This is a genomic window from Sodalis sp. C49 (assembly GCF_046352915.1).
In the GTDB taxonomy this organism is placed as follows: Bacteria; Pseudomonadota; Gammaproteobacteria; order Enterobacterales; family Enterobacteriaceae; genus Acerihabitans.
Genome location: NZ_CP163303.1, coordinates 416,292 through 442,162, shown reverse-complemented (window position 1 = coordinate 442,162; position 25,871 = coordinate 416,292). Strand labels below are relative to the sequence as shown.

26 protein-coding genes are annotated in these 25,871 nt (G+C 59.6%); 12 read left to right on the top strand and 14 right to left on the bottom strand.

The annotated features are described in order from the left end of the window. Positions 1 to 33: 33 nt before the first annotated feature. The 8 genes from ABUK12_RS01950 to ABUK12_RS01915 all read right to left on the bottom strand — a co-directional run bounded on the left by ABUK12_RS01950 (position 34) and on the right by ABUK12_RS01915 (position 6,941). Positions 34 to 444 (bottom strand): RidA family protein, encoded by a 411-nt coding sequence (locus ABUK12_RS01950; protein WP_410016801.1) that lies wholly within the window; start codon positions 442 to 444, stop codon positions 34 to 36. A gap of 73 nt (positions 445 to 517) precedes the next feature. Continuing rightward, complete coding sequence (locus tag ABUK12_RS01945; RefSeq protein ID WP_410014703.1) at positions 518 to 1,270, bottom strand: amino acid ABC transporter ATP-binding protein; 753 nt, start codon at positions 1,268 to 1,270, stop codon at positions 518 to 520. Beyond that, positions 1,263 to 1,925: an amino acid ABC transporter permease gene (locus ABUK12_RS01940; protein WP_410014702.1), complete on the bottom strand. Its 663-nt coding sequence runs from the start codon at positions 1,923 to 1,925 to the stop codon at positions 1,263 to 1,265. Before ABUK12_RS01940 ends, ABUK12_RS01945 begins: the two co-directional genes overlap by 8 nt. After that, positions 1,922 to 2,596, bottom strand: a complete 675-nt coding sequence (locus ABUK12_RS01935) for an amino acid ABC transporter permease (protein WP_410014701.1) — start codon at positions 2,594 to 2,596, stop codon at positions 1,922 to 1,924. Before ABUK12_RS01935 ends, ABUK12_RS01940 begins: the two co-directional genes overlap by 4 nt. Next, positions 2,596 to 4,050, bottom strand: a complete 1,455-nt coding sequence (locus ABUK12_RS01930) for an MmgE/PrpD family protein (protein WP_410014700.1) — start codon at positions 4,048 to 4,050, stop codon at positions 2,596 to 2,598. Before ABUK12_RS01930 ends, ABUK12_RS01935 begins: the two co-directional genes overlap by 1 nt. A 131-nt stretch (positions 4,051 to 4,181) precedes the next feature. Then, positions 4,182 to 4,967: a transporter substrate-binding domain-containing protein gene (locus ABUK12_RS01925; RefSeq protein WP_410014699.1), complete on the bottom strand. Its 786-nt coding sequence runs from the start codon at positions 4,965 to 4,967 to the stop codon at positions 4,182 to 4,184. Positions 4,968 to 5,048: 81 nt separating this feature from the next. Next, the gene (locus tag ABUK12_RS01920; RefSeq protein WP_410014698.1) at positions 5,049 to 6,017 is read right to left on the bottom strand and encodes an agmatinase; all 969 of its coding nucleotides are present in this window, start codon (positions 6,015 to 6,017) and stop codon (positions 5,049 to 5,051) included. Between the two features lie 48 nt (positions 6,018 to 6,065). Beyond that, positions 6,066 to 6,941 carry a MurR/RpiR family transcriptional regulator gene (locus tag ABUK12_RS01915; RefSeq protein ID WP_410014697.1) on the bottom strand — a complete coding sequence of 292 codons (876 nt, stop codon included), beginning with the start codon at positions 6,939 to 6,941 and terminating at the stop codon, positions 6,066 to 6,068. A gap of 14 nt (positions 6,942 to 6,955) precedes the next feature. On the opposite strand from ABUK12_RS01915, the gene ABUK12_RS01910 reads away from it, so the two are divergent. The 7 genes from ABUK12_RS01910 to treA all read left to right on the top strand — a co-directional run bounded on the left by ABUK12_RS01910 (position 6,956) and on the right by treA (position 14,468). Beyond that, positions 6,956 to 7,222, top strand: coding sequence for a hypothetical protein (locus ABUK12_RS01910; RefSeq protein ID WP_410014696.1), 267 nt, complete (start codon positions 6,956 to 6,958; stop codon positions 7,220 to 7,222). Between the two features lie 145 nt (positions 7,223 to 7,367). Next, complete coding sequence (locus tag ABUK12_RS01905) at positions 7,368 to 8,120, top strand: IclR family transcriptional regulator (protein ID WP_410014695.1); 753 nt, start codon at positions 7,368 to 7,370, stop codon at positions 8,118 to 8,120. 66 nt (positions 8,121 to 8,186) lie between these two features. Further along, positions 8,187 to 9,776 (top strand): OPT/YSL family transporter, encoded by a 1,590-nt coding sequence (locus tag ABUK12_RS01900; protein WP_410014694.1) that lies wholly within the window; start codon positions 8,187 to 8,189, stop codon positions 9,774 to 9,776. 67 nt (positions 9,777 to 9,843) lie between these two features. Further along, positions 9,844 to 10,773, top strand: coding sequence for a DUF1177 domain-containing protein (locus tag ABUK12_RS01895; protein WP_410014693.1), 930 nt, complete (start codon positions 9,844 to 9,846; stop codon positions 10,771 to 10,773). A gap of 11 nt (positions 10,774 to 10,784) precedes the next feature. Further along, a complete protein-coding gene (locus ABUK12_RS01890; protein WP_410014692.1) occupies positions 10,785 to 11,465 on the top strand; it encodes an AroM family protein in 681 nt (226 codons plus the stop codon). Positions 11,466 to 11,528: 63 nt separating this feature from the next. Then, on the top strand, positions 11,529 to 12,239 hold the full coding sequence (gene pepE / locus ABUK12_RS01885) for a dipeptidase PepE (RefSeq protein WP_410014691.1): 711 nt from the start codon (positions 11,529 to 11,531) through the stop codon (positions 12,237 to 12,239). A gap of 540 nt (positions 12,240 to 12,779) precedes the next feature. Continuing rightward, positions 12,780 to 14,468, top strand: coding sequence for an alpha,alpha-trehalase TreA (treA, locus tag ABUK12_RS01880; RefSeq protein ID WP_410014690.1), 1,689 nt, complete (start codon positions 12,780 to 12,782; stop codon positions 14,466 to 14,468). Between the two features lie 83 nt (positions 14,469 to 14,551). Here the strand turns inward: treA and ABUK12_RS01875 are convergent, their stop codons facing one another. The 5 genes from ABUK12_RS01875 to ABUK12_RS01855 are packed head-to-tail and all read right to left on the bottom strand — an operon-like array spanning position 14,552 to position 19,100. Continuing rightward, positions 14,552 to 15,154 (bottom strand): SIS domain-containing protein, encoded by a 603-nt coding sequence (locus tag ABUK12_RS01875; RefSeq protein ID WP_410014689.1) that lies wholly within the window; start codon positions 15,152 to 15,154, stop codon positions 14,552 to 14,554. Between the two features lie 34 nt (positions 15,155 to 15,188). After that, positions 15,189 to 15,917, bottom strand: coding sequence for a 3-deoxy-manno-octulosonate cytidylyltransferase (locus ABUK12_RS01870; protein ID WP_410014688.1), 729 nt, complete (start codon positions 15,915 to 15,917; stop codon positions 15,189 to 15,191). Between the two features lie 23 nt (positions 15,918 to 15,940). Further along, positions 15,941 to 16,948, bottom strand: coding sequence for an alcohol dehydrogenase catalytic domain-containing protein (locus tag ABUK12_RS01865; protein WP_410014687.1), 1,008 nt, complete (start codon positions 16,946 to 16,948; stop codon positions 15,941 to 15,943). Further along, the gene (locus ABUK12_RS01860) at positions 16,945 to 18,276 is read right to left on the bottom strand and encodes an aspartate aminotransferase family protein (protein ID WP_410014686.1); all 1,332 of its coding nucleotides are present in this window, start codon (positions 18,274 to 18,276) and stop codon (positions 16,945 to 16,947) included. The genes ABUK12_RS01865 and ABUK12_RS01860 overlap by 4 nt, the downstream gene beginning before the upstream one ends. Before the next feature lie 14 nt (positions 18,277 to 18,290). Then, the gene (locus ABUK12_RS01855) at positions 18,291 to 19,100 is read right to left on the bottom strand and encodes a hypothetical protein (protein ID WP_410014685.1); all 810 of its coding nucleotides are present in this window, start codon (positions 19,098 to 19,100) and stop codon (positions 18,291 to 18,293) included. 66 nt (positions 19,101 to 19,166) lie between these two features. Between ABUK12_RS01855 and ABUK12_RS01850 the strand changes: the two genes are divergently transcribed. The 5 genes from ABUK12_RS01850 (at position 19,167) to ABUK12_RS01830 (ending at position 24,812) form a co-directional block, all read left to right on the top strand. Further along, positions 19,167 to 19,478, top strand: coding sequence for a hypothetical protein (locus ABUK12_RS01850; RefSeq protein WP_410014684.1), 312 nt, complete (start codon positions 19,167 to 19,169; stop codon positions 19,476 to 19,478). Between the two features lie 968 nt (positions 19,479 to 20,446). Then, positions 20,447 to 21,490, top strand: a complete 1,044-nt coding sequence (locus tag ABUK12_RS01845) for a LacI family DNA-binding transcriptional regulator (protein WP_410014683.1) — start codon at positions 20,447 to 20,449, stop codon at positions 21,488 to 21,490. A 231-nt stretch (positions 21,491 to 21,721) separates the two neighbouring features. Continuing rightward, positions 21,722 to 23,017, top strand: a complete 1,296-nt coding sequence (locus tag ABUK12_RS01840; RefSeq protein WP_410016800.1) for an MFS transporter — start codon at positions 21,722 to 21,724, stop codon at positions 23,015 to 23,017. 26 nt (positions 23,018 to 23,043) lie between these two features. After that, positions 23,044 to 24,207 carry an L-talarate/galactarate dehydratase gene (locus tag ABUK12_RS01835; protein ID WP_410014682.1) on the top strand — a complete coding sequence of 388 codons (1,164 nt, stop codon included), beginning with the start codon at positions 23,044 to 23,046 and terminating at the stop codon, positions 24,205 to 24,207. Positions 24,208 to 24,464: 257 nt separating this feature from the next. Further along, positions 24,465 to 24,812: a DUF488 domain-containing protein gene (locus tag ABUK12_RS01830; RefSeq protein ID WP_410014681.1), complete on the top strand. Its 348-nt coding sequence runs from the start codon at positions 24,465 to 24,467 to the stop codon at positions 24,810 to 24,812. 5 nt (positions 24,813 to 24,817) lie between these two features. Here ABUK12_RS01830 and ABUK12_RS01825 read toward each other — a convergent pair whose 3' ends face one another. Further along, positions 24,818 to 25,849 carry an ABC transporter substrate-binding protein gene (locus tag ABUK12_RS01825; RefSeq protein WP_410014680.1) on the bottom strand — a complete coding sequence of 344 codons (1,032 nt, stop codon included), beginning with the start codon at positions 25,847 to 25,849 and terminating at the stop codon, positions 24,818 to 24,820. Positions 25,850 to 25,871 lie beyond the last annotated feature (22 nt).

Sequence of the window (25,871 nt, the reverse complement as noted above, 5' to 3'; positions counted from 1 at the left end):
GCTGCGCGGCAACCGGCCAGGCCGCGGGGCAGGTTATGATTTTACGGCGATAACATCGATCTCCACCCACCACTCCGGGCGCGCCAGCGAGGTGATCATCAGCCCGGTGGATACCGGGAACACGCCTTTCAGCCAGCGGCCCATAATGTTGTAGACCGTCTCGCGGTAGCGCACATCGGTCAGATAGACCGTGATCTTACAGATATCCTCAAGCTTGCTGCCCGCTTCTTCCAGCAGCATGTTGATATTGTACATGGCCTGCTCGGTTTGCGCGGCCACATCACCCTTGCCCACCGATTCGCGGGTATCCAGGTCCTGGCCTATCTGGCCGCGCAGGAATACCATATTGCCGGCCACCACGGCCTGGCACAAATCGTTATCCAGATTCTGCTCGGGATAGGTTTTCTTGGTATTGAAAGGGCGGATACGGGTGTGACTCATGATGCGTTCTCCATTGTTGCGATTTTAGGTTTGTGGCCGGAAAGCCCCCGGCCGGGTATGGCATTCGCCCGGCGTTTCACGCCAGGAACTGTTTTAACTCCGCGGTGCGCGGATGATCGAAAATGTCCTCTGGGGTCCCCATTTCATGGACGCGCCCCTGGTGCATAAACACGATGCGATCGGCGACCTTGCGCGCAAAGCCCATTTCGTGGGTGACCATGATGATGGTCATGCCGTCGGCGGCGAGCCCCTCGATCACCTGCAGCACTTCGCCCACCAGTTCGGGGTCGAGGGCGGAGGTGATTTCGTCGCACAGCAGCACTTCGGGGTTCATCGCCAGCGAGCGCGCAATCGCCACCCGCTGCTGCTGGCCGCCGGAAAGATTGCCGGGCCAGGTGGTGAATTTTTCTTCCAGGCCGACGCGTTTTAGCAAAACGCGCGCCGTGCGCTCCGCCTGTTCGCGCGGCATTTTTTTCACCAGCGTCGGCGCCAGCATGACGTTTTTACCCACCGTCAGGTGCGGAAACAGGTTAAAGCTCTGGAAAATCATGCCGACGTTTTGGCGCAGCTCGCGCATGGCGGCCGGGTCATGCTGCCGGATGGCCTGTCCGTCCACCGTCAGCTCGCCCTCCTCAAAACTTTCCAGTCCGTTGATGCAGCGCAGCAGCGTGCTTTTACCCGAGCCGCTCTTGCCCAGGATACAGACCACTTCCTGGCGTTTAATCTGTAAATCAATGCCCTTGAGCACCTCATTGTCGCCAAACCGCTTGTGCAGGCCGCGAATATCGACCACCGCGAAGGCGGTGTCCGCAGGAGTACTATCAGTCATGTCCGTCGGCTCCCTGGATGAGTTGTTTTTCTAAATGCCGGCTCCACCAAGACAGCGGAAAGCACAGGATAAAATAAAGCGCCGCGACGCTGCCGTAGACCAGGAACGGGGCAAAGGTGGCGTTGGAAATAATTTGTCCCGAGCGGGTCAGCTCGACGAAGCCTATCACCGACGCCAGGGCGGTGGCCTTCACCGCCTGGACCAAAAACCCCACCGTCGGCGCCACCGCTACCCGCAGCGCCTGGGGCAGGATGACGTAGCGCAGCTGTTCGCCAAAGGTTAACGCCAGGCTGGCGGATGCCTCCCATTGCTGGCGGGGAATACTCTCCACGCTGCCGCGCCAGATTTCGGTAAGATAGGCGCTGGCATACAAGGTCAGGCACAGGCTGGCGGCGAACAGCGGCGAGGTGTCGACGCCCAGCAGCGCCAGGCCGAAATAGGTCAAAAACAGTTGCAGCAGCAAAGGCGTGCCCTGGAACAGATTGACATAGAGGATCACCAGCACCTGCAGCCAGCGCCGGTGCGACAGCCTGAGCACCAACAGGATGGCGCCGACGATGCCGCCGCCGGCAAACGCGATGGCCGACAGGCCGACGGTCCAGCGCAGCGCCAGCAGCAGGTTGCGGTATATGTCCCATAAAGAGAAATCACTCATGATTTTTTCCCAAGCGACGGTCCGAAGATAAACCGCGGCCCCAGCCAGCCGAGGAACTGGCGCACCATCACCGCCAGCGCCAGGTAAATCACCGCGGCGACGATAAAGGCTTCGAAATTGCGGAAAGAGCGACTGGCGATCAGGTTGGCGCTGAACGACAGTTCCTCGGTGGATATCTGGCTGCAAACCGCCGATCCCAGCATGATGATAATCACCTGGCTTATCAGTGACGGCCAGACGCGCGACAGCGCGGGCGGCAGCACCACGCGGGTAAAAATCTGCCAGCGGTCCAGCGCCAGGCTCTGGGCGGCTTCGACCTGGCTGCGCGCCGTGGCCTCAATGCCGGCGCGGGTGATCTCGGCCGCGTAGGCGCCGAGGTTCAGCACCAGCGACAGTACGCTTGCGGTCACGGCCGACATATGCAATCCCAGGGCGGGCAGGCCGAAAAAGATAAAAAACAGCTGCACGATATACGGCGTATTGCGCACCAGTTCGACATAGCACCCCACCGCGAAACGCAGCCAAACGCCGCCGTGGGCCCGCGCCCAGCCGCAGGCGATGCCAAGCAGCAGTCCAAGCAGCGTGGACACAAGCGTCATGGCCAGGGTGACCAGCGTACCGCCAAGCAATAGCGGCCATTGCTGCAGAATCGGGGAAAAATCAAAAACCATTACCCATGCTCCTTTGGTGTCGGTTCCGCCAGGGCCAGCGTCGCCACGTCAGTCATAACGGGCAGCCGCCACAGGCTCGCCAGCAGTTGTCCGGCCGCCTGCGGCGCCAGGCAGCGGGCGGCGCAGCGCAGAAATTTATCGCCCAGGGCCCGGTCTTCCAGCGGGCGGGCGGCGCTGCCGGCGGCCTTGGCGACAAAACACTGCAATTTAGCGCCGTCGCGCAGGGTTATCGTCACGTCCGCGCCTTCCGGGGCGTCGGTGAACAGCGCAGGGTCGGCCCAGCGCGCGCCGCTGGTCATGCTCACCCGGCTCATCAGGTCAATGAGGGTCTTATCCGTCATCAGTCCGTCGTCCAGATGGTCCAGGGTCAATTCGCCGAACAGTAACGACGCCGCGATGGCGAAGGGCAGGCTAAACTGCGCTTGCTGGGCGGTGCGCGGCTGCGGGTAGATCAGGTTCGCCATGACTACCGGCGGCACGTCGCAGGCGATGCCGGCTATCTGGTCCGGTTCCAGCCGGTGGCGCCTCGCCAGATCCAGCACGCCGTCCACCGCCGCGTGTGAGGAGAGGCAGACCGGGATGCGTTTAACATCCACTCCCGGCGCCAGCAGGCACCAGCGTCCGTCCCCCGGCGCCAGCCATCCGGCGTCAAGTTCGCCGTTGTTGCACAGCGCCGCCAGTCCGTAGCCATGGGACAGCGCGCCGGCGGGGCCGTTCGCGCCCTGTTGCGCCAGCAGCGCCGCCGTCACGCCGCCCTCGGCGGCGCGCCCCGCCAACAGGGGTTTGGCGTCGCTGCCAAACGCGCATTTCATGCCGCCGGCGCCGGCAAGCGCCAATCCTAACGCATGCGCGGTGGCGTCCACATCCAGCGCCAGCAGTTTGGCGGCCGCCGCGCACGCGCCGATGCCCCCAAGCAGGCCGGTGGTCCACCAGCCGCGATCGTAAAGGGTGCGGCCAAGGGCCATGCCGACGCGGTACTGGCACTCCGCCCCGGCCACCAGCGCGGTCAGCAACGCCGCGCCGTCGGCATGGCGCGCCTGCGCCACCGCCAGCGCCGCCGGCACGATCACCGCCGAGCCATGGACAAATCCGGCATAACAGTTATCGTCAAAATCGAGGGCGTGGGCGGCGACGCCATTGGCAAACGCCGCCGCCGGCGCCGCAAGACGCCGGGAGGCGCCCGCCACCGCCGCGTGACCGTCGGCCGAGGTCTGCGCCGTTAACCGCCGGGCGCGGCCGGCGACGGGGGTAACCGAACCCGCCAGCATCACGCCCAGGGTGTCTACCAGGCAGCGCAGCGCCACCCGGCTCACCGCTTGCGGAATCTCCCCGGGAACCAGGGCCGCCACCCACTGCGCCAGCGGCCGGGTGTCGCCCGGCGCGGCAACTTCTACGGCCGCCCCGCCGGGTTTATCACCCCGCTCTGGCCAAACCGGATTACCTGTCGTTGTCATAATGTCCGCTCCTGCCGTGGCCTGTTGGCGTCGTCAACCAGCCGGGCCCGCCAGGGTCCGCTGGTGTTCATCAGACCCTGCGCCGGTGCGCGCTCCGTGGTCATCGTCATGCCGCGCGCCGGCATCCCGGTTTATTCCGGCAGGTCGCCCGCCGGGGCGCCCAGCCATTTTTGCGAAATCTTATCCAGGGTGCCGTCGGCCTTGGCGGCGCGCAGGATTTCGTTGACCTTGGCCAGCAGGGCGGGTTGGTCTTTTGGCAACCCGACGTAACAAGGCGAATTGGATAAAATTACCTTCAGGTGCAGGTCCAACTGCGGATGCTTTTGCTTCATCGCGGCGGCAACCGTGGTGCCGATGGCCACCAGCTGCGTCTGGCCCGACAAGAAGGCGGAGATGGTGCTGTTATTATCCTCAAAGCGTTTTACCTGCGCGTCCGGCGCCAGCCGGCTTAGCTCTTCGTCCTGCATTGAACCGCGGGTCACGGCGACGGTTTTGCCGGCCAGTTCGCCGAAATTGGCCGCCTGGGTCTTGTCGGCGCCGAAGACCGCGTCAAAAAACGGCGCGTAGGCGATGCTGTAGTCGATAACCTTGGCCCGCTCGGCGGTTTTGCCCAGCGACGAGATGGTCATGTCCGCTTTACCGGTTTGCAGGTAGGGCACCCGGTTCGGTCCGGTAACCGGCACCAGGATCACCTTGGCGCCCAGCTTTTGCCCGAGCAGATTGGCCACGTCGATATCCAGCCCCTGCGGCGCCATATCGCCGCCTACGTATCCATAGGGCGGGTAATCCACCGGCACCGCCACGCGCAGCGTTTTCTGGCTCATGATGTTATCGAGCACATCGGCGGCGTTGGCCGCCGTCAGGGTAAAAGCGGCCAGCGCGCCCATCAGCAGCGCTATCACGAAGTGTCTTTTCATAACGATTATCCTGTGTAGACGAAAAAAGGAACCAGGTCCGGCGCCGCACCCGCGCCGGCGCCGGCAGTAATGGCTTAGGTGTTATTTCCTGAAATACCCCGCTCTCACCGCCATGCCGATCAGGTTGACAAAAAAACGGCAGGCGGTAATGGCGGTAATGCCGTTCAGGTCTTTTTTCGGCGTGATCTCAACGATATCCATGCCCACCACCCGGCCCTTTTTCACCAGGCCGTGGATGATTTTCCGCGCCTCGCAATAGGTGACGCCGCCCAGGGCCGGGCCGTTGACGGCAGGCATAATAGTAGGATCGATACCGTCCGCATCGAGGGTAATGTAGTAGTTTCCGCCGTCGGGTATACGATCGAGCACCGACTGCGCGCCCTCATCGTGCAGTTCGTGGGCGGTAATAAGATGCGCGCCATACGCCAGCGCGGCGTCCACTTCCTCCTGGCGGGCCGAGCCGTTGGCGCGCAGGCCGATCTGGAAAATTTCGCCGATATGCGCCATTTCCGAGGCGCGGCGTATCGGGCTGGAGTAACCGTCGGTCACGCCGTTAACCTCCTGGCGCCAGTCCAGATGCGCATCGATATGGACCAGGGTAATGGGTCCCAGGGTGTCAAGCGCGCGCAATACCGGAATGGGTATGCCATGGTCGCCGCCTATCACCAGCGGCATGCCGCCCAGGGAAATGATTTTGCGCACCACCGCTTCGGCGGCGTCATAATGGCCGCCCAGTTCACGCGCGTCGCCGGCGATATCGCCGCAGTCCACCATCCGGATCGGCTGGTTGTCCATCAGCGGGCCGCCGATGTCGAAATCATAGCGCTCGATGCTGCGCACGGCGCGATCGGTGGCCTGGCGCACGGCGGTGGGCGCATTGGTCTGGTCGTTGGTCACCTCATCGATGGAGTAAGGCGAACCGTAGGGGATACCCAGCACGGCGATATCCACCGACTCCAGGGTATTGAGGTCGGTAACCACTTCCGAATACAGCAGGCTTTTATGGCCGTGTTTCGGCGCGGTGGTCAGTTCCGGTTTATAGCGGGTCATAGTCATGTCCTGTACTGGTTGTCTAAAAACGTGGGTAACGGCGGCGGGTCAATCCACGCTCCACCACTCCCCCATTGCCCATAGCGTTTCCTCGGTCTCGCTGACCAGGGCGCGTACATCCACTTTCGAGGTGGCGGCCATCAGCGCCACCAGTAATTCGCTCACCATAAAGGCAGGCGTTATGGTGTCGAAAAAAGAGGCGGTCTTTTTTTTCACCAGGATGGTCTCACCGGCCAGACGCGCCACCGGCGAGCTGGCGTTATCGCTGATGGCGACGATTTTCACCTTTTGCTGGGACAGGTAGCGGGTCAGGGCCACCGTGCGCCGCGAATAAGGCGACAGGCAGGAGACCAGCAGGGCGTCTTTTGGTCCGAGAGTGCGCATCAGCGCCATGACGCCGCTCTCCCCGGCCCCTTCCACCAAATGGACGTTATCCTTGAAATAGGACGCCACATGGCAAAAATGAAACGCCACCGGGAAAGACGAGCGCAGGCCAAGACAATAAATATCCCGCGCCTGCGCTAGGATGGCGGCGGCGCGCACCATGGCGGCAAGGTTGTCGTCCCGGCAGGATGCCTGGATATGCCCGGCAGTGGTATTGGCCAGCTCCAGCAGCAGGGAAGACTCGCCCACCTTCTGTTTCATTTCCACCAGCGCCGGCACCCTTGAGCCGTATTCATAGCCTTTCGCGCGCACCGCGTTGACAAAAACAGCGCGGATATCGTCATACCCTTTGAGTCCAAGGCGCTTGGCCAGCCGTGTCATGGTGGAGGGCGGGATCCCCGCCAGCCGCGCCTGTTCACGCATGGACATCACCGCCACTTCCTGCGGGTGATCCAGGACAAATCTGGCCGCCAGCCGCACCTGTTTCGGCAGGGACTCGTACTGGGCATTAATGGCCTGAGTGAGCGTGAGCTGATCCATAAAAGGGGTCCCTAATGCATATCGTCATAAGCATGATTGCAACAGGTATGCCAAAAATGATTACTAATGATTCAATTGATTCATTTTCGCGGCGGCAGGTACGGCTGGCGAAGGGCGCCGTCGGGAAGACGATGCGACAAAATGATTCCTTTGATTCATTTCCGCGCCAAATTAATTTTTGCCGCGGGTGGCGCGACGGCGGCATCGCTTGGGCATGCCGCGCCAATGCCCGGCTTAGCGGGGAGCCGGTGCCTCATGATGGTGCAAAAGCACCTATTTAGTGCATAGCCTTTTACATGTAATATCGCCAAGAAGCAGGCCTCTAAAAAAATACAATATTTATCAATTAGATATAATTACAACGCTACTGGCACGCCCTTTGCTTATCTTATATAACGGGACCGAGTTCCATTTTATGAGATAAGCATGAGCATACTGAACAGTACCGCCGCGATTTTGCGCCTGATGAGCACCCTGAAACGCGGCGTGACGGTGACCGATTTGGTCGAACATTTGCAATTCCCCAAAAGCACCGCCTCCCGCGTGCTAAAGCAACTGGCCGAAGCGGGCTTTTTGGACCGGGACGCCAGCTCGCTCGCCTATCAGCCCGGGCTGATGCTGCTGGAAGTGACCCATCTGGTGCGGCGCAATTCCTCATTAACGGATCTTATCGAACAGGCGCTGCGCGAACTGTGCGGATTAACCGGGCATACCGGTTACCTGTCGGTGCTTGACGGCAACGATGTGCTGGTACTGCGCGTTATCCCAGGCGTGCACGCGCTGCGGGTGATCCGCAACGCGGGATCCCGCTCGCCGGCCTGGGGCACCTCCACCGGCCGCGCGCTGCTGGCCCGGCTGCCGGATACCCAGCTGAACGCCCAGTTCCGCGCCGTGCTGTCGCCCGCCAACGACCTGCCGATGCATTTCACCCAGCTGATGGATCGGCTGGCGGTCGTGCGCCGCTGCCATTGGGCGTCGGCGGTTAACGAAGCGGTGGCCGGCGCGGCGTCGGTCAGCTGCGCTGTGGGCGACCCCCACAGCGGCGAAACCGTGGCGTTTTGCCTGACCTTTCCGGCCTCGATGGCGGATGACACGGAAATCCAGCGTCTTTCCCGGCTGTTGTGCGCGGCGGCGATGCAAATCGGCAAAAAGGTCGGCGACCCCTACTGGTTTCGCTAACCGCCTGACGCAGGGTCCCGTGGCCGCATTTCGCCGTTATTTTGCTTTATTTTTCAGGAGTGGTTTATGTCACATCGTCAGCATCCCAGTAGCTTTAACCCGGGCACCTTGCTGTTTCTCACGGTGCTCAGCATCTTTGGCGCGGTCATCGGCATCCAGTTGCTGACTACGCTTGGCGTCACGCCCAATACCTCGATTATCGGCGCGCTGGTGGCGATGATCATCGCCCGCGTGCCGCTGCAGCTGTTCAAACGTTTCCGCTCCATACATATCCAGAACCTGGCGCAAAGCGCCATTTCGTCAGCCACCTTCGGCGCGGCCAACAGCTTGCTGCTGCCCATCGGCATTCCTTATATTTTCGGCCGGCCGGATCTTGTGCTGCCGATGTTTATCGGCGTTTCGCTGGCCATGCTGCTGGACGGTTATCTGCTCTACCGCATGTTCAACACCACGGTATTTCCGGCCGCCGGCGCCTGGCCGCCGGGCGTCGCCGCGGCGGAATCCATCAAGGCCGGCGATCAGGGCGGGCAACAGGCGGGCATTCTCGGCGCCGGCTTGCTGATAGGCGCCGTCGGTTCCTGGTTTAAGTTCCCCATGGCGGCGCTGGGCACGGCGTTTATCGGCAATATCTGGGCGTTGTCGATGTTCGGCGTCGGCCTGCTGATCCGCGGTTACAGCCTGCCGTTAACCGGGTTCGATATTAATAAAAACTATATTCCCCACGGCATGATGATCGGCGCCGGCCTGGTGGCGCTGTGCCAGGTGATCGCCATGATCCGCGGTAAGAAACTCGATCGCGCCACCGCCACCGCCGATGCGCTGAGCGCGGCGGAAGCCGACCGCCGCCATATTCTCGGCTCCCTCGGGCTTGGCGCGGCAGGGTATATCCTTATTGCCGCGCTGATTGCGCTGGGCGGCGGGCTGTATACCGCAATGCCGATGGGCATGTTATTGGCCTTTATCGTCTATGCCGCTTTCGCCGCGTTTATCCATGAACTGATCGTCGGCCTGGCGGCCATGCATTCCGGCTGGTTCCCGGCTTTTGCCGTGGCGCTTATTACCCTGATTATCGGCATCATGATTGGGTTTCCGCCGGTGGCGCTGGTCATGCTGTGCGGTTTCTCGGTGGCCACCGGGCCGGCGTTCGCCGATATGGGATACGATCTGAAAGCCGGGTTTATCCTGCGCGGCAATAACGCCGATATCGCTTTTGAGCTGGAAGGACGCCGCCAGCAGTTGTTCGCCGCCCTGATCGCCTTTGTTATCGCCATGCCGGTGGTCTACCTCAGCTACCAGGGCTACTTCGCCAAGGGGCTGGTGCCGCCGGTGGCTAAAGTGTATGCCGCCACCATCCAGGCCGGCGTGTCCACGGACATTGCCAAATCACTGCTGATCTGGGCGGTGCCGGGCGCCCTGATCCAATGGATAGGCGGGTCTTCGCGCCAGTTGGGCGTACTGCTGGCCACCGGCCTGCTGATTGCCAATCCGCTGGCCGGGTGGGCGGTATTGATCGGTATCGCCATACGCCTGGTGGTGCTGCGCCTTGGCGGTGAGCAGCGCCGTCATCAGTTGGAGGTCTTTGCCGCCGGACTGATTGCCGGCGATGCCCTGTTCAGCTTCTTTAATTCGGTTTTTGCCGGCAAGAGCGGTAAATAACGCGGTATCCGCGGGCCATGGCGTTTTTGCAACCCGGGCTATCCTGACCCTTCGTTGAGAGATATTTATGACTTTATTACAGACCCTGCACGTATTTGAAGCATTCGACTCCGCCTTTGCCAGCGGGCAGACGGTGGCGCAACTGCTGGCTGCCTATCCCGCGGCCCAGGTCAGCATTACCGAAATCAGCGGCCCCAAGGGCAAAACCGATTTCGTCAAAGTCGTTATCCCCGGCACCCAGGGGAAACGCGGCGGCGGCGCGGCTCCCACGCTGGGTATTGTCGGGCGTTTGGGCGGCATCGGCGCGCGCCCTACCCGCATCGGCCTGGTATCCGACGCCGACGGCGCCGTAGCCGCCATCGCCGCCGCCGTTAAGCTTGCGCATATGCAAACCCAGGGCGATAGCCTGCCCGGCGATGTGATCATCACCACCCATATTTGCCCCGACGCGCCGACCCGGCCGCATGAGCCGGTGGATTTTATGGATTCGCCGGTGGAAACCGAAGAGATGAACGCGCAGGAAGTGCTGCCGGAAATGGACGCGGTGCTGTCCATCGACACCACCAAGGGTAATCGTATCATCAACCATAATGGGTTTGCCCTGTCGCCCACGGTGAAACAGGGCTACATCCTGCGCGTGGCGGAAGATCTGCTGCGCATTATGGAAATGACCAGCGGACGGCTGCCGGTGACCTTTCCCATTACCACGCAGGATATTACTCCCTACGGCAACGGCGTTTTCCATCTCAACAGTATCCTGCAGCCGTCCATCGCTACGGCGGCGCCGGTGGTGGGCGTGGCCATTTGCGCGCAAAGCGCGGTACCCGGCTGCGGCACCGGCGCCAGCCAGGAAACCGATATCGCCGCCGCCGCCAAATTCGTGGTGGAAGTCGCCAAGGAGTTTACCCGCGGCACCTGCAGTTTTTACGATAGCGCCGAATACGCCCGCCTGTTGGAACTGTATGGTTCCCTGGCCCATTTACAGCAACGTCAATAAGCGAGGTCGTTATGTCCGCAACCTTACTGGGTACCCTGACCATCGGCCAGGCGCCGCGCGCCGATATTACCCCTATCCTGACCGAGCACCTGCCCGCGGGGGTGGAATGCATCCATCTGGGCGTGCTCGACGGCCTGGATCACGCCACTATCGCCCGGCGCTTTCCCGTCCGGCCCGGCGAGGCGGTGCTGACGACCCGGCTGCTGGACGGCAGCGCCGTGATCCTGGGTAAAAGCGCGGTTCGCGAGGCGGTCCAGGCAAAACTCAATGAACTTGAACATGTGGGCTGCCGCACCATCGCGCTGTTATGCACCGGTGAATTCCACGGTCTGGGCTGTGGGCAGGCCTGGCTGCTGGAACCCGATTTGCTGGTGCCGCCGGTGGTAACGGCGCTGACGAACGGGCGCCAGGCCGGCATCCTGGTGCCGTTGCCCGAGCAGATGGCGAGCGAAGGCGCAAAATGGCGCACCCTGGCGCGTCCGCCGGTGTATGCCGCCGCGTCGCCGTACAACAGTACGCCGCAGCAGTTGACCGCCGCCGCCCTGGCGCTGAAGACCCAGGCCGCGGACGTGATTGTCATGGACTGCATGGGCTATACCGAACAGCATCGCCGGATAGTGCGTGAAGCCACCGGCCTGCCGGTGATATTATCGAACGCCCTGTTGGCCCGCCTGCTGGCCGCCCTGCTGTAGCCATGGAAGCCATGGCGCCGCGACCGGCAAAGCCGCCATGGTAATTCATTAAGGAGTGGATGTATGGAACTGCTGTTACTGAGTAATTCGGTGCTGCCCGGCCACGGCTATCTGGCCCATGCCGTCGATCCGATGCGCGCGCTGTTAAAGAACCGCCGCAAGGCGCTGTTTGTACCTTTTGCCGGCGTCACCGTCGCATGGGACGATTATACCGCCAAGGTGCGCCAGGCCATGGCGCCGCTGGGTATCGAGCTGACCAGCGTGCACACGCTGGATGACGCGGCGGCGGCGGTGGCCCGCGCCGAGGCGATTATCGTCGGCGGCGGCAATACCTTTCATCTGCTGAAATGCTGCCGCGAGCGCGGGCTGCTGGGGGCCATCACCGAGCGCGTGCGCCAGGGCGCGGCCTATATCGGCTGGAGCGCCGGGGCCAACCTGGCCTGCCCCACGCTGTGCACCACCAATGATATGCCGATCGTCGATCCGGGCGGTTTTGCGTCCCTGGGACTGGTGGACTACCAGATCAATCCCCACTATACCAATCAGTTGCCCGCCGGACATCAGGGGGAAACGCGCAACCAGCGTCTGGCCGAGCTGCTGCGTGCCCGGCCGGAGATGACCGTGATCGGCCTGCCGGAGGGCGACTGGCTGACGGTCGCCGACGGCGAGACGCGGCTGGCGGGGCCTTACGACGCGGTGTTGTTCCGCGCCGGCCGGGAGCCGCAGACGCTGAAACCGGGCGCCGCCCCGCTTGACCTTGCCATAACGCGGTAGTCGCCGGTGCGGTTGTCCATTGCCGGCCCCGCGGGCTGAAGCCGGGCAGGGCTGCCCCTGCCGGCTGGACACCCTCCGGACCGGCTTAACGCTTATCCTGTGGTCAGGGAATATTCTCCATGAATAGTGCGGAATTATCCGTTAAGACGTTAAGCGATTTATGACCTGCAAACGCTGAGAAATATTCATTATATATTTAATATTAATAAGAAATTATTTTCCAATAAATTACAATAACATGTTCGCAAAATAAATACTCTTATCATTATTATACCCGCGCCGCCGATCTGATGAAACATACGCAACAATAAGCGGATACCGCAGGAAAAAATAACTCAACGATAAAAGATATAGAGTGCTGGAAATAGAATTATCCCGCCAATACTTTGAACCAGCCCCCATTTTTGGTCAAATATCCCATCGCCGGCGTTAAATCCGGCTAAAATTGCTAAATCTTGTCTATTCAAAGGCATAACAATGCCCTCCCCGCGCCGCGGCCGGTTCAATGGCGAGCGGCGCCCTATCCAAAAGGAGATACCCATGCTGGCGCCTTATTCAGTTGGATTAAGGAACATACTGTTGGCGATAGTTCTGGCGGCCGGTGCCGGCCCCGCCGTTACCGCCATGGCCGCGCCCCAGCCGGTCGAGTCCGGTCCCCTGGTTCCCGCGGCGGCGGTGCTGCCGCCCGATATTCTTTTTGGGCCGTTGTTCGAGGCGGTACAGCAGGCCAGAATTTTCCCCGATCAGAAAACCTTTGCCGATGCGGTGCCGCGGGAGAACCCCGCCGCCATCCTGGCCCAGTACCAGGATCAGCACGCCCAGGCCGGGTTCGATCTCAAGCGTTTTGTCGCGACCCATTTTATCCTGCCCAGCGAAGGCAAACCCTACCAGCCGCCTGCGGGACAGACCCTGCGGGCGCATATCGACGGGCTTTGGCCGGTGCTGACCCGTAAAACCGATAGCGTACCGCCCTTTGATTCACTGCTGCCGCTGCCGGAAAGCTATGTGGTGCCCGGCGGCCGCTTTCGGGAAGTGTATTATTGGGACAGTTATTTTACCATGCTGGGCCTGGCCGAAAGCGGCAACTGGGAACGGGTCAAAAACATGACCGATAATTTCGCGCATGAAATCGATACCTACGGTCATATCCCCAACGGCAACCGCAGTTATTACCTGAGCCGCTCCCAGCCGCCGTTTTTTTCGTTTATGGTGGAACTGCTCGCCGCGCATGAAGGCGACGCGGTGTATGCGCGCTACCTGCCGCAGCTGAAAAAGGAATACGACTACTGGATGCGCGGCGCCGACGGCCTCGCCAAGGGCGCCGCCGCCGAACGCGTGGTGCGTCTGGACGACGGCAGCCTGCTTAACCGGTATTGGGACGATCGCGACGTGCCGCGCACCGAGTCCTGGATGGAGGATATCGCCACCGCCGCCAGGGCGAAAAACCGGCCGGCGGCGGAAGTCTACCGCGACCTGCGCGCCGGCGCCGCCTCCGGCTGGGACTTCAGCTCGCGCTGGCTGACCGATCCCCATGATCTCGCCACTATCCATACCACCGACATTATCCCGGTGGATCTGAACGCCCTGCTGTTCCATCTGGAACAGACGCTGTCCCGCGCCAGCAAGGCCGCCGGCGCGTCCGGGGACGAATTGCGCTATACCCGGCTGGCCGACGCGCGCAGCCACGCCATCAACCGCGTGCTGTGGAACCAGCAGGACGGTTATTACACCGATTATGACTGGCGGCAGAAAAAAATCACCCGTCCGATCACCGCCGCCACGGTATTCCCGCTGTTTGTGCGTATCGCGCCGCGCGAGCGTGCGGTCAGCACCGCGCAGGCGGTGCGCGACCAGTTGCTGAAAGAAGGCGGATTAACCACCACCACCGTCAATAACGGCCAGCAATGGGATGCGCCCAACGGCTGGGCGCCCCTGCAGTGGGTCGCGGTACAAGGGCTGCAAAATTACGGCCAGGACGCCCTGGCGCAGTCCATCGGCACCCGTTTTCTTAAAAATGTGCAAAATCTGTATGACGCGCAGCACAAGCTGGTGGAAAAATATGTGGTCGAAGGCAAAGGACTGGGCGGCGGCGGCGGCGGCGAATATGCGCTGCAGGACGGCTTCGGCTGGACCAACGGCGTCACGCTGAAACTGCTGGATGCCTATTGCGGCGCGCTCACGGACTGCAAAAAACACGATCCGGCAGCGGCGGCGCAGCCGGCGCATTAACTGCCGGGAGCACGCCGGAAGGCGTGCTTCAACCACCAGCACCACGCTATCTCTGATGCAGGGCGAAGGGGTAAAAGGGAGGATTACCTTGCAGCCAACAGCGCGCCCAAATGGCCCGCCGGATGGTTTTTAGAAAAATCCTGCGCGGAAAATCCTCTCAATTCCATAAGCGCAATGGCCATGGCGTCCCCGATAGCAAGCGTGGCGCTCGCGCTCACCGTGGGCACGATATCATAGGAACAGGCCTCGCCCTTGATATCAAAGGCAATGGTAATATCCACACTTTCCGCCAGGGGTGAAAGTCTATTCCCCGTTATTGCTATTATCGGTACGCCGCGTTCATGTAAAATAGGGACAAGCTGCATGATTTCATCGGTTCTGCCGCTATATGAAATTAAGAGAATAATGTCATCAGCGGTAATCATGCCCAAGTCACCATGTTTCGCTTCAACCGGATGGATAAAAAAACTTGGTGTGCCTATGGATGACAGGCTGGAACAAATTTTACGCCCGACATGCCCGCTCTTCCCTACGCCGAGGATAATGACATGGCCGGTGGACGCATGAATTAAATTAACCGCCTCATAAAAGCCGGAGTTGCCGAGTGACGAGGCTATCGCATATAACGCATCGGCTTCTTTAACCATAACCCTGCCGCCAATATGCAGTATCGCTTGCTTATCCATATATTTCTCCTCCTGATAACATGATGGCGCGGGCTCAGACCAGGAGACTGCGCGCTATATTAAGGTCATCCAGGGTGTCAACGCCCAGGGGATTGACATCCACAATGGAAATATCGATGCGCATGCCGTGCTCCAATGCCCGCAGTTGCTCCAGTTTTTCCCGCTGTTCCAGCGGACTGGGCGGCAGTTGGGAAAAGCGGGTCAAAGCATCGCGCCTGTACGCATACAGACCTATATGGTGATAATGCTCGCCGCCGCCCCAGGGAATAGTGTTGCGGCTAAAATAGATGGCCCGTCCGGCCTTGCTTCCCGGCGGCATAGAGACGGCCACCTTAACCACGCTATCGGAAAGCCGCTCGTTCGGGGCGGCGATAACCGATGCCAGCGTCGCCACTTCGGCGCCGGGGCGGCGCAGCGGCGCCACCAGCGTTGTCAGCATCGCGGGGGTGGCCGTGGGCATATCTCCCTGCAAATTCACGATCACCTCATATTTGCCTGCCGGGTCGACAGCTTCCAGTGCGGCAAATACCCGGTCAGACCCGCTGTTAAGCCGTGGATCGGTCATGACCGCCTCACCTCCCACGTCGCGGATGGCCTCGGCAATCGCTTTATCGCCGCAGGCGACAATGACCGGCCCAAGATCGGCTTCTATGCCGCGCCGCCAAACGTGAACAATCATAGGGAGGCCGTTAATATCGGCCAGCGCCTTGTTCGGTAGCCGGGTTGAGGCCAACCGGCTGGGAATAATCGTGACGATATTCATATTATCCTCGGTTGAATCGCGCTTTAAAGCTGCTCATGCGTGATGATTTTTTTATTGGATTTTATTTTCCCATAATTAGCAAAAACATTATTAATATCCTCAAGTGAATGAAAACTCAGTAAATTATCATGCTGCGTACTCCAATTATCCGCCAGCAGCGCCGCGGCGTCGGCCATATGGATACTATCGCCATTCAGATGACACAATATGATTTCAGGCTGTTTCCAGGGTAATCGTTCTGGAATAAACGGCTCATCGGCATGGTATCTGCTGAGCACCACCAGCCTGGAACATTTATCCAGTAGATCACAAGCCTGGCGAAAGCCACGGGAAGCGCCGGTCGCTTCGAATATAAGTTGAAAGCGTTGCCCGGCCATGGGGGCCTTGATTCGGTCCGGATACAGGCTTCGTAATTGGTCGACTTTATAATCATTATGATCATGGATATAAACATCGGCCCCGGTGATTTCGAGCAGCGCGAAAATAAGCAAGCTCCCCAACCCGCCGCAGCCCAGCACCAATATTTCGCCTTTACGGCCCGATACATTACTTAACGCCACGGCATGAAGCGCCACCGAGAGGGGCTCTACAAGCGCGCCGATATGATCTTTCCGGTAAGCGGGTAATTTATGGACGTACGAATAATGGATGTCTATGTACCCGGCATACCCACGGTTGGTATAATGTTGCTCACCGCCCCTGACGCAAAGATGGCCTTTTTTTTGCCGGCAATAATGGCATTGACCGCAGCGAAAGTTGGGGTCGATAACCACCTGGCTGCCTGGCTGCAAGTTGATTACGCCGGCGCCGGCGGCTTTGATCACACCGCAATGTTCATGCCCTAACGATACGGGATAGCCTTCGTTCCTGTGGCCCAGATAAAATGATTTATCCGTACCGCAAACGCCGCAATAATTTATTTTTATCCTGACATAACCAGGGGCGACCTCTTCCTCAAGCTGACGGCTGGCAAAAGAAAACCGCCCCGGCTCCAGTAGTATCGCTACGGTATTTATGCACGCTCCGCTCATGCGAGTCCCCCCGTCTGTTCCAGCGCCGCAACCGCGGCGGCGGCTTGCTCAAGGGTGTAGTCGATATCAGCGGCGCAATGGGCCGTGGAGACATACCATAGTCCCTCGGGGGTAATCCTGACGCCCCTTGCCTGCAATGCCGCATGCCACATGACGAACAGCGGATGGCTGAGTTCACGCCGAGCTGTACGATAATCGCGGGCAACCGCCGGCGCTGCCCGAAAAGTGGTGGTCACCGCGCCGGGACTTGCCCTGACTTGCAGGGGCAACGCCGTGCCGGCGGCAATGTCTTGTAATCCCGCCCGCAGCGACTCACTCAGCAGATGAATTCTAGCCAGCTCCGCGCCGCCGTTATCGGCGAGTATTTCCAGGTTAGTTATTGCGCCGGCAAGGAAAGGCGGGAACGCATTATAGGTACCGGTATGCAAGGTTTGGGCGCCGGCAAGCAATCGCATATACTGTTCTTTACCGCCGACAGCCGCCAGGCAAACCGGACCGCCCAGCGCCTTGGCGAAAGTGGCGATATCGGGGATTACGCCATACCTGGCCTGGGCGCCGCCTATAGCTGTCCTGAAACCCGTTTGGATTTCGTCGAATATCAGCGGAATACGGTAGTGGTCGCACAACTCCCGCATTCTGGCGAGATAGTTTTTTTCCGGCAGGATATTGCTCCAGAAGCTGTTAAACATGATGGGCTCGGTCACCACCGCGGCGATATCCCCGGCCTGGCTGGCTAACACGCGCTCCAGCGCGTCGGTATCGTTCCAGCGTAACGCGAGGATATTACCGGCGTCGCCGGCGGGTTGCCCACGCGACATGGCTAACAGGGCGCCGGTATCTTGGGCGGTGTCTTCCGGGGTACTGAATCCCCAGGCGATATTGTCGAGCCAGCCGTGGTAATGCCCCTCGAAACGGATGATTTTTTCACGGCCGGTGGCGGATCTGGCCAGGCGCAGCGCGACATGCACCGCCTCCGAGCCGGAATTGCAAAAGCGGACCATCTCCGCGCCGGGCACCAGGGCTTTTATTTTTTCCGCCAGGACAATCTCCAGTTCGGTTTGCCCGGCGAAAAATTGGCCCGCCTGATATTGCTGCGCAATGGCGTCAAGGATACGGGGATGGGAATGACCGGTAATTAACGGCCCCCGGCCCAGGACATAATCTATGTATTTATTTTCATCGACATCCCATACATATGCCCCTCGCGCTTTTTGATAGAACAGGGGGTGCGGTTGCCAGTTGGCCCGATTATTACTGGACACGCCTCCGGGAATAACATTCGACGCTTTTTTATACAGCGCGTCGGAAATGGCATAATTCATGCTCATTCATCCTCCTTTTGCTAAATCACCAGTGACCGAAAGTCTTTGATAATGTGAAATGTGATTAGGTTGGTATATTGCCCATTTTTTGCAAAGCAATCGCCGGATCGCGCCACCAAAAATATGTCCTGTCCTGAAATGACAAAAGAAGGGTAATTCCTGGCGTGATATTCTGTTTCACCTTTGCTGATAACGCTCGCCTGCACCCAATCAATGCAATTGGATGAATAATAAAGCCCTAAAATATTTCTTTGGTTCGACGGTAAATTATACCTTCCCTGCGGCGTGGCGGATAATTTACACATTGAGTCTGTGATTATTGAAGATGCCATCCAATACAAGTGGGTGAGGGTGTCGTATGTGATAAAAAATTTCAGGCTGCCGCCGGGAAACGGGATAAACGATAATAACTTGCCCGACGGCGCGGTAACGACCTGCAGGGCGATACCGCCGTCCCGCTGCTCCACCGCTTTAAGCACCGCGGCATAACCGCTGCCGTTGGTATTGGTGCGCATGATGATGTAAAGCGTTGCATTCGCGGGATCGTGCCAGATATGTTTAGGATCCGTTATTCGGACCACATTCCCCTCAAGCCAGCCTGGCGGGGAGGCGTTGATGGTCGGCATCAGGGATCGTGGACCGGCGGTTTCGGAAGGATAAAAGGGAATACCAAAATTCTCCCCGAAGCTCGCCGCGCAATAGTTGAATTTTTCGTTAAAGGAAAAACCGGTGGAAAATGTCCAGGCCGACCTGTCCAGCAGATTATCACGCCCATTGCCCCGCAGTACGACCGGCGTCAGCCCCGCGACGTTCCAGCCGGATATGCCCAAATCGGTTCTTAAATCCATGCACATATAGATAGCGCCGTTTTCCTGCAATATATTCGTCGCAGAACCATGCCACAATTGATTGCGGGTCAGTGCCGCCGGCGCCGACCACGTCAAGCCGTCGTCCTGCGATCTGATGATATAGAGATCGCCAGCGTTGCCGATAATGTAAAGGCAGCCCTGGCATTCGAACAGCCGCGCGTGCCAGAAGGGAAAGGATCCCTGCTCAGCCCAGTGCCGGCCCTGATCGTTGGAAATAAATATTTTACCTATGCCGCGGCGTTTTGTACGGCTTCCGTTGCTGGCTTCCTGGTTATCCAGGCCGGGGCCACCGAGATCCATGGTCACAACCAGCCTGCCGTTGGTCGTTTTTATTATTGAAGGGGTATAGCACCAAAGCCGGGTTGGATTGTTAGAGCGATAAATAATAAGCCCATTAGAGTCAGTGTTATCCATAGGTCTGCTCCATGCCATAATCGCATCCTTTAGCGCACTTGTTATTACATCCTTATTGCATTATTTGATACATTCTTATTACGCTCGTTGCTGCGCATCAAAGAACGCTTAATAGTTTTATTTATTATTATTGGAAACTATGTTCAAATTAAACACATGTGGAATAATTCATGTGGAATATTTTAATGACGCATCTAAAAGCATTAAATAATATATCTATAACAGCCTACGCGGCGCGCTGATAAAAAATCATCAGCGTCAACCACTCCACTCTGGTACATTTTTCTGGTTAATGTCAATATGTATTGATGAAATATATAAACAGTTACTCAACCCGATTGATTTGATAAGGACATAGCGCCCCGCTCATCCTCATTTTATGATATTGGCGCCATATCTCATTGCCAAAAAAGCGCTCGCGGTAAAGATGCGCAGCGGCTTCGCATACCTTAGCCGTAAAGCAAACGTTGACACTTCCGTCGATAACGGCGCCCAGCACAGGCACCCATAATAAGCGGCATGTTCCCCAACGGCCCGCAGATTGAGCAGAATAAGGGCGGGGAACGCAGTCAGCAGTCCGGTAACACCGGTGGCGCCGGCCCGTCTCAACCATGGCGATGCTTTTATCTTTAAGCGGCAGGCCGCCGACGGTGCTTCAGTGCGCTATTCCAAAATGATTCCAGGGAATGCAAGGGGCTGATAATCTTCAGAAGCAAGCCGCATAATCAGCCCCTGCCGCTGATACTCCCATGGCAATGTGTTACTCTTTTACCGGCAACGCCCAAGGCGCCTTTTATTGCCCAATGATGGCATTGCCATGGCGGCATGCCGGGATCAGGGGTTGGGTAAAGACAGTATTTTGGCGGAAACTGCAGTTAAACAAGACGGTAATTATGGTAAAAAAATCCACTAAAAACGCCGCCAGCGCGTCGGCGCAAAGTCCCACCCTTATCGATGTCGCCAGGATAGCCGGCGTTTCCCCCATCACTGTGTCGCGCGCCCTGAACCGCCCGGAGCTGGTCTCCCCCGCGGCCCAGGAAAAAGTCTTCGCCGCGGTGCGCGCCACCGGCTATGTGCCGAATATGCTGGCGGGAGGGCTTGCCACCAGCAAAAGCCGGCTGATTGCCATTTTTGTCCCCACCATCGCCAACTCCATTTTCGCCGATACCGTGCAGGCGCTGATGGACAGCCTGACCGCCGAGGGTTATCAAACCCTGCTGGGCCTGACGGGCTATTCCAGCGAGCGGGAGGAGCAATTGCTCGACGCCATTCTGGGCCGCCGCCCCGACGGTATCGTGCTGGCGGGCACGCTGCATACCGATGAAAGCCGCGAGAAGCTGCGCAAAGCGGGCATACCGGTGGTGGAGATTTGGGACTTAAGCGACGCGCCCATCGATATGCAGATCGGTTTTTCCCATGAGCAGGTGGGTATCGAGGTGGCGAATCATTTATTCCAGCGCGGCTACCGGCGCTTCTCGCTGCTCACCCTCGAGGACGCCCGTGGCTTGCGCCGCAGCCGCAGCGTGATAGCCGAACTGGCGTCCTGCGGCGTGCAGGACGTTTCCATCGAGATTATGCCTGCTCCCGCCACGCTGGCCTCCGGGCGCGAAGGGTTAACACGCATTCTGGCGCAGCACGGCTTACCCGAAGTTATCGTGTGCAGCTCTGACACCATCGCCGAGGGGGTGCTCGCCGAGGCGGCCAGCCGGGGAATCCGGGTGCCGGATGAGCTGTCGGTCATGGGTTTTGGCGATCTGTCCAGCGCCGCGCAGGTTTTTCCCGCCCTTTCCACCGTCAGGGTGGACGGCGCCAGGATCGGCCTGCTGGTCGCCCAGGCGCTGCTGGTGCGTTTTAACGCTAAAAACCAGGAGCCCGCCCCGCTGCGCATCGACACCGGTTTCAGCCTGATCGAACGCGGCACCACAAAATTAATATGAATTGGCTCACAAATAACAGGTCTTTTTATTGAATGATTGCGCAATCATATTAGCATGATCGGTGTCAGTCATCGGACCTGGTGTTCCTGCGATCGTAAATGATTGCGCAATCATATCGAACCCCATCTCCTTTTTATCTACCCAGCGCCGCCTGGTACCCTACAAAAAGGAAATAACGTGAACAATAACACCGTCCCGGCGAAGACGAATGTTCGCTATTTGATACTCGCGATGATTTTTCTCGTGACCATTTTTAATTATGTTGATCGTGCCACCCTGTCCATCGCCGCGCCCATGTTGCGCAAAGATCTGGGGTTCGACGCCGTGTCGATGGGCATCGCCTTCTCCGCCTTTGGCTGGGCTTACACCGGCATGCAGATTCCAGGCGGCATCATCCTCGATCGTTTCGGCTCGCGCCTGGTGCTGGGCATCAGCCTGATCGCCTGGTCGGTGCTGACCTTTCTGCAGGGTTTTGTCGATATGTTCAGCTCCGCGCTGCTGGCGTTGTTTGTCCTGCGCTTTTTGATGGGCATTGCGGAATCACCGGCCTTCCCCGCCAACAACCGGCTGACGGTGATGTGGTTCCCCGGGCACGAGCGCGGCATGGCCACCGCGGTATTCCAGTCCGCGCAGTACGCCGCGCTGGCGATTTTCACCCCTGTCATGCTATGGCTGCTCAGTACCTGGGGCTGGCAGCATGTGTTTTTCTTTACCGGCGGTACCGGCATCCTGATCGGCCTGCTGTGGTTTTATGTGGTGCGGGACCCGGCCAGACATAAACGGGTCAATCAGGCGGAGCTGGATTATATCGAAGGCGGCGGCGGCCTGGCGTCCATCGGCGAGGCGCCGACGCCGTTCAGCTGGCGCCAGATCAGGACCATCGGCGCTAATCGCATGATGCTCGGCATCTACCTGGGGCAGTTTTGCCTGACCTCCATCACCTGGTTCTTCCTGACCTGGTTTCCCACCTATCTTATCGAGGCCAAAGGCATGACCATCCTCAAGGTGGGACTGGCGGCGGCCATCCCGGCGGTGGCCGGCTGTCTTGGCGGTATCGTCGGCGGCGCCTGGTCCGACTGGATGCTGCGCCGCGGTTTCAGCCTGACCGCGGCACGGAAAACCCCCATTATCTGCGGCCTGTTATTATCCAGCAGCATCGTTATCGCCAACTATGTGCAATCCGTTCCGCTGATCATCGCCGTGATGTCGCTGGCGTTTTTCGCCAAAGGCGTGGGCAACCTCGGCTGGTGCATCGTCGGCGATGTCTCCCCCCGGCACGCCCTGGGCATCAGCGGCGGCATGTTTAACCTGTGCGGCAACCTGGCCAGCATCGTTACCCCCATCGCCATCGGCGTGATGATCAAGCAATTCGGTTCATTTGATTGGGCGCTGGTGTATGTCGCCGCCATGGGCCTGCTCGGCGCCTTCGCCTATCTGGTTATCGTCGGCCGGCTGCGCCGCCTCGACAGCGAGGACGCGGCGACGCCCGGCGCCGGACATTTCGCCGCCGGTTCAAAACAATCCTAACTTTTATCCCTTTCACAGGAGAATGTATGATGTCCATTACCCCATCCACTGCTCAATGCGCGGATAACGATACCATCAGCTGGGTACGCGTTTCCTCGGTATTCCTGCCTCTGGCCAATCCGATAAGCGATGCCAAGGTGCTTACCGGCCGGCAAAAACCCATGACCGAAATCGCCATTTTATTTGCCGAAATCGAAACCCGCGACGGCCATCAAGGACTGGGTTTCAGTTATTCAAAACGGGCCGGCGGACCCGGCCAGTTCGCCCACGCCGGCGAAATTGCGCCGGTGCTTATCGGCGAGAACCCCAGCGATATCGCCAAACTGTGGGACAAGCTGTGCTGGGCCGGCGCGTCGGTCGGGCGCAGCGGGCTGGCCACCCAGGCCATCGGCGCCTTTGACGTGGCGCTATGGGACCTGAAGGCCAAACGGGCCAACCTGTCGCTGGCGCGTCTGCTGGGCGCGCAGCGCGATTCGGTGCGCTGCTATAACACCTCGGGTGGTTTCTTGCACACGCCCCTCGATCAACTGATGAAAAACACCGACATCTCGCGGGAAAAGGGCATCGGCGGCATCAAGCTGAAAGTCGGCCAGCCCGATTGCGCGCTGGATATTCAGCGGGTCAGCGCCATCCGCAAGCATCTTGGCGACAGCTTCCCGCTGATGGTGGACGCCAACCAGCAGTGGGACCGCCCCACCGCGCAGCGTATGTGCCGCCATTTCGAAGCGCTGAACCTTATCTGGATCGAGGAGCCGCTTGATTGTTACGACGCGGAAGGCCACGCGGCCCTGGCGGCGCAGTTTGACACGCCCATCGCCACCGGCGAGATGCTGACCAGCGTCGCCGAGCATTGGGAATTTATCAAAAACCGCGCGGCGGATTACCTGATGCCCGATGCCCCGAGAGTCGGCGGCATTACGCCATACCTGAAGGTGGCCGCGCTGGCCGAGCATGCCGGCCTGATGATTGCCCCGCATTTCGCCATGGAGCTGCATGTGCACCTCGCGGCGGCTTATCCGACCGAACCCTGGGTGGAGCATTTTGAATGGCTGGAACCGCTGTTTAATGAACGCCTGGCGATCAAGGACGGCCGCATGCTGGTGCCCACCCGTCCCGGTCTTGGCTTGACGCTGAGTGAACAGGTGGCGGCCTGGACCGCGCAGACCCTGGAAGCCGGCCGGCGCGCCTGACGCACGCCATGCTGGTCAGCGCCTTCCTGTCGGCCGCCGGCGGGGTAAAGCAAAAGCGCCGGCCAGGACCCGGGCAGGCTGAAAAACCTTGTTCAGGGATAACGGCATCGCGCGCGCCGCTGTTTAACCGGCGCGGTGATATTGCTTTCGCCGCCGGCGCTGCTGCATGATGGCGGGGCGGCGGGAACGCTGCGCATAATAAGGCATGCGCGGTACGGCACCCAAGGCGATACCGCGCTGGTCGCGACGGAGGCGGGATGATTTATTGCAAACGCGTTTATGAACCGGTTGAACCCGGCGACGGCTACCGGGTATTGGTTGATCGATTGTGGCCGCGCGGGGTGAAAAAAAACGCCCTGCCGATGGATTTATGGTGCAAAGAGGTCGCGCCGTCGCAGGCGTTGCGGCAGGCGTTTCATGCCTCTTTGCTGGACTATGACGGTTTCCGCGCCGCTTACCGCCAGGAGCTGCGGGACAATGAGGCGGCGTGGCGCCCCCTGGCTACGCGCGCCGCCACGGGGGATGTCACGTTACTTTATGCCTCGCGGGATACGCTGCGCAACCACGCCATGGTGCTGGCGGAATTTTTACTCACCGCCGGTTGACGGCGTCACGCGCTTAAAATATCGGGCACCGTTTTATTGATAAACGTACGGGTATCGGTATCGGCCCGGATGACGTTAATGGTTTTCAGTTCATCCACGTAGGCCGCCAGCTCGGCGCGCAGATGATGGCCGGTGGTGTGGTGGCCGTGGGTATGCTCGGCGAGGATGGCCTTGACCTGCGCCGCGCTGATGGTGCTGGGCAGAAAAGGCGCGAAGATCTCGGCGGTTTCTTCAGGATTATCCACCGCCCACTGCTGGGCGTCGACCACCGCCTGGGTTATCGCCCGGGCGGTCCCGGGGTCGTTGCGCACCAGCGCGCCGCTTAGCGCCAGTACACAGCAGGTGCGATCATGGTAAGCGCCGCTGAGGTTGGTGGCCACCTCGAACAGATCGTCGCGTTCACGGATCAGCCAGCCCTGCGGGTCGGTGGCGGCAATCGCCTGTACCTCGCCCTTGCGCAGCGCCTCGCCGGACAACTGTTCGGGATATTGTACCCAATTGACATCGCTGTCGGGATGGAATCCCTGTTTAGCCAGCTGGATGGCGAAAAAGTTTTTTACCGGGCTTGCCTGGTCGCTTACCGCCACCGCCTTCCCCACCAGATCCCGCACCTGGGTAATGCCGCTGTTTTTGGCGGTGATAAGCCGCATGCAGCCGCCGTGGGTACCCACGGTCAGGGCGACGTCAAACCCCTGCTCCAGGGGTTTTAGCCAGCGCAGCGCCATGCCGATGCCGGCCTCGGCCTGGCCGGTTGACAGCGCGACCAGCGGGGTATCGCCGTCGGTAAAGTTGACCGTTTCCACCTGCAAGCCGTACTTGGTGAAAAACCCCTTTTTATAGGCCACTGAAATCGGCGCCTGGCAAATGCCGGCCTGATGCCAGGCGATGCGCACGGTTTTCAGCGGCGCGGCGACGGGTGCGCCCACGGCCCGGGCCAGGGGTAAGCCGGAGAATAGCCCTCCGCCCAGGGCCACGCCGCCCAATACGCCCGCCGATTGCAAAAAATGCCGTCTTGTAACCTTAATATTCGCCATCATGACTCCCGAAAGAAAATATAAA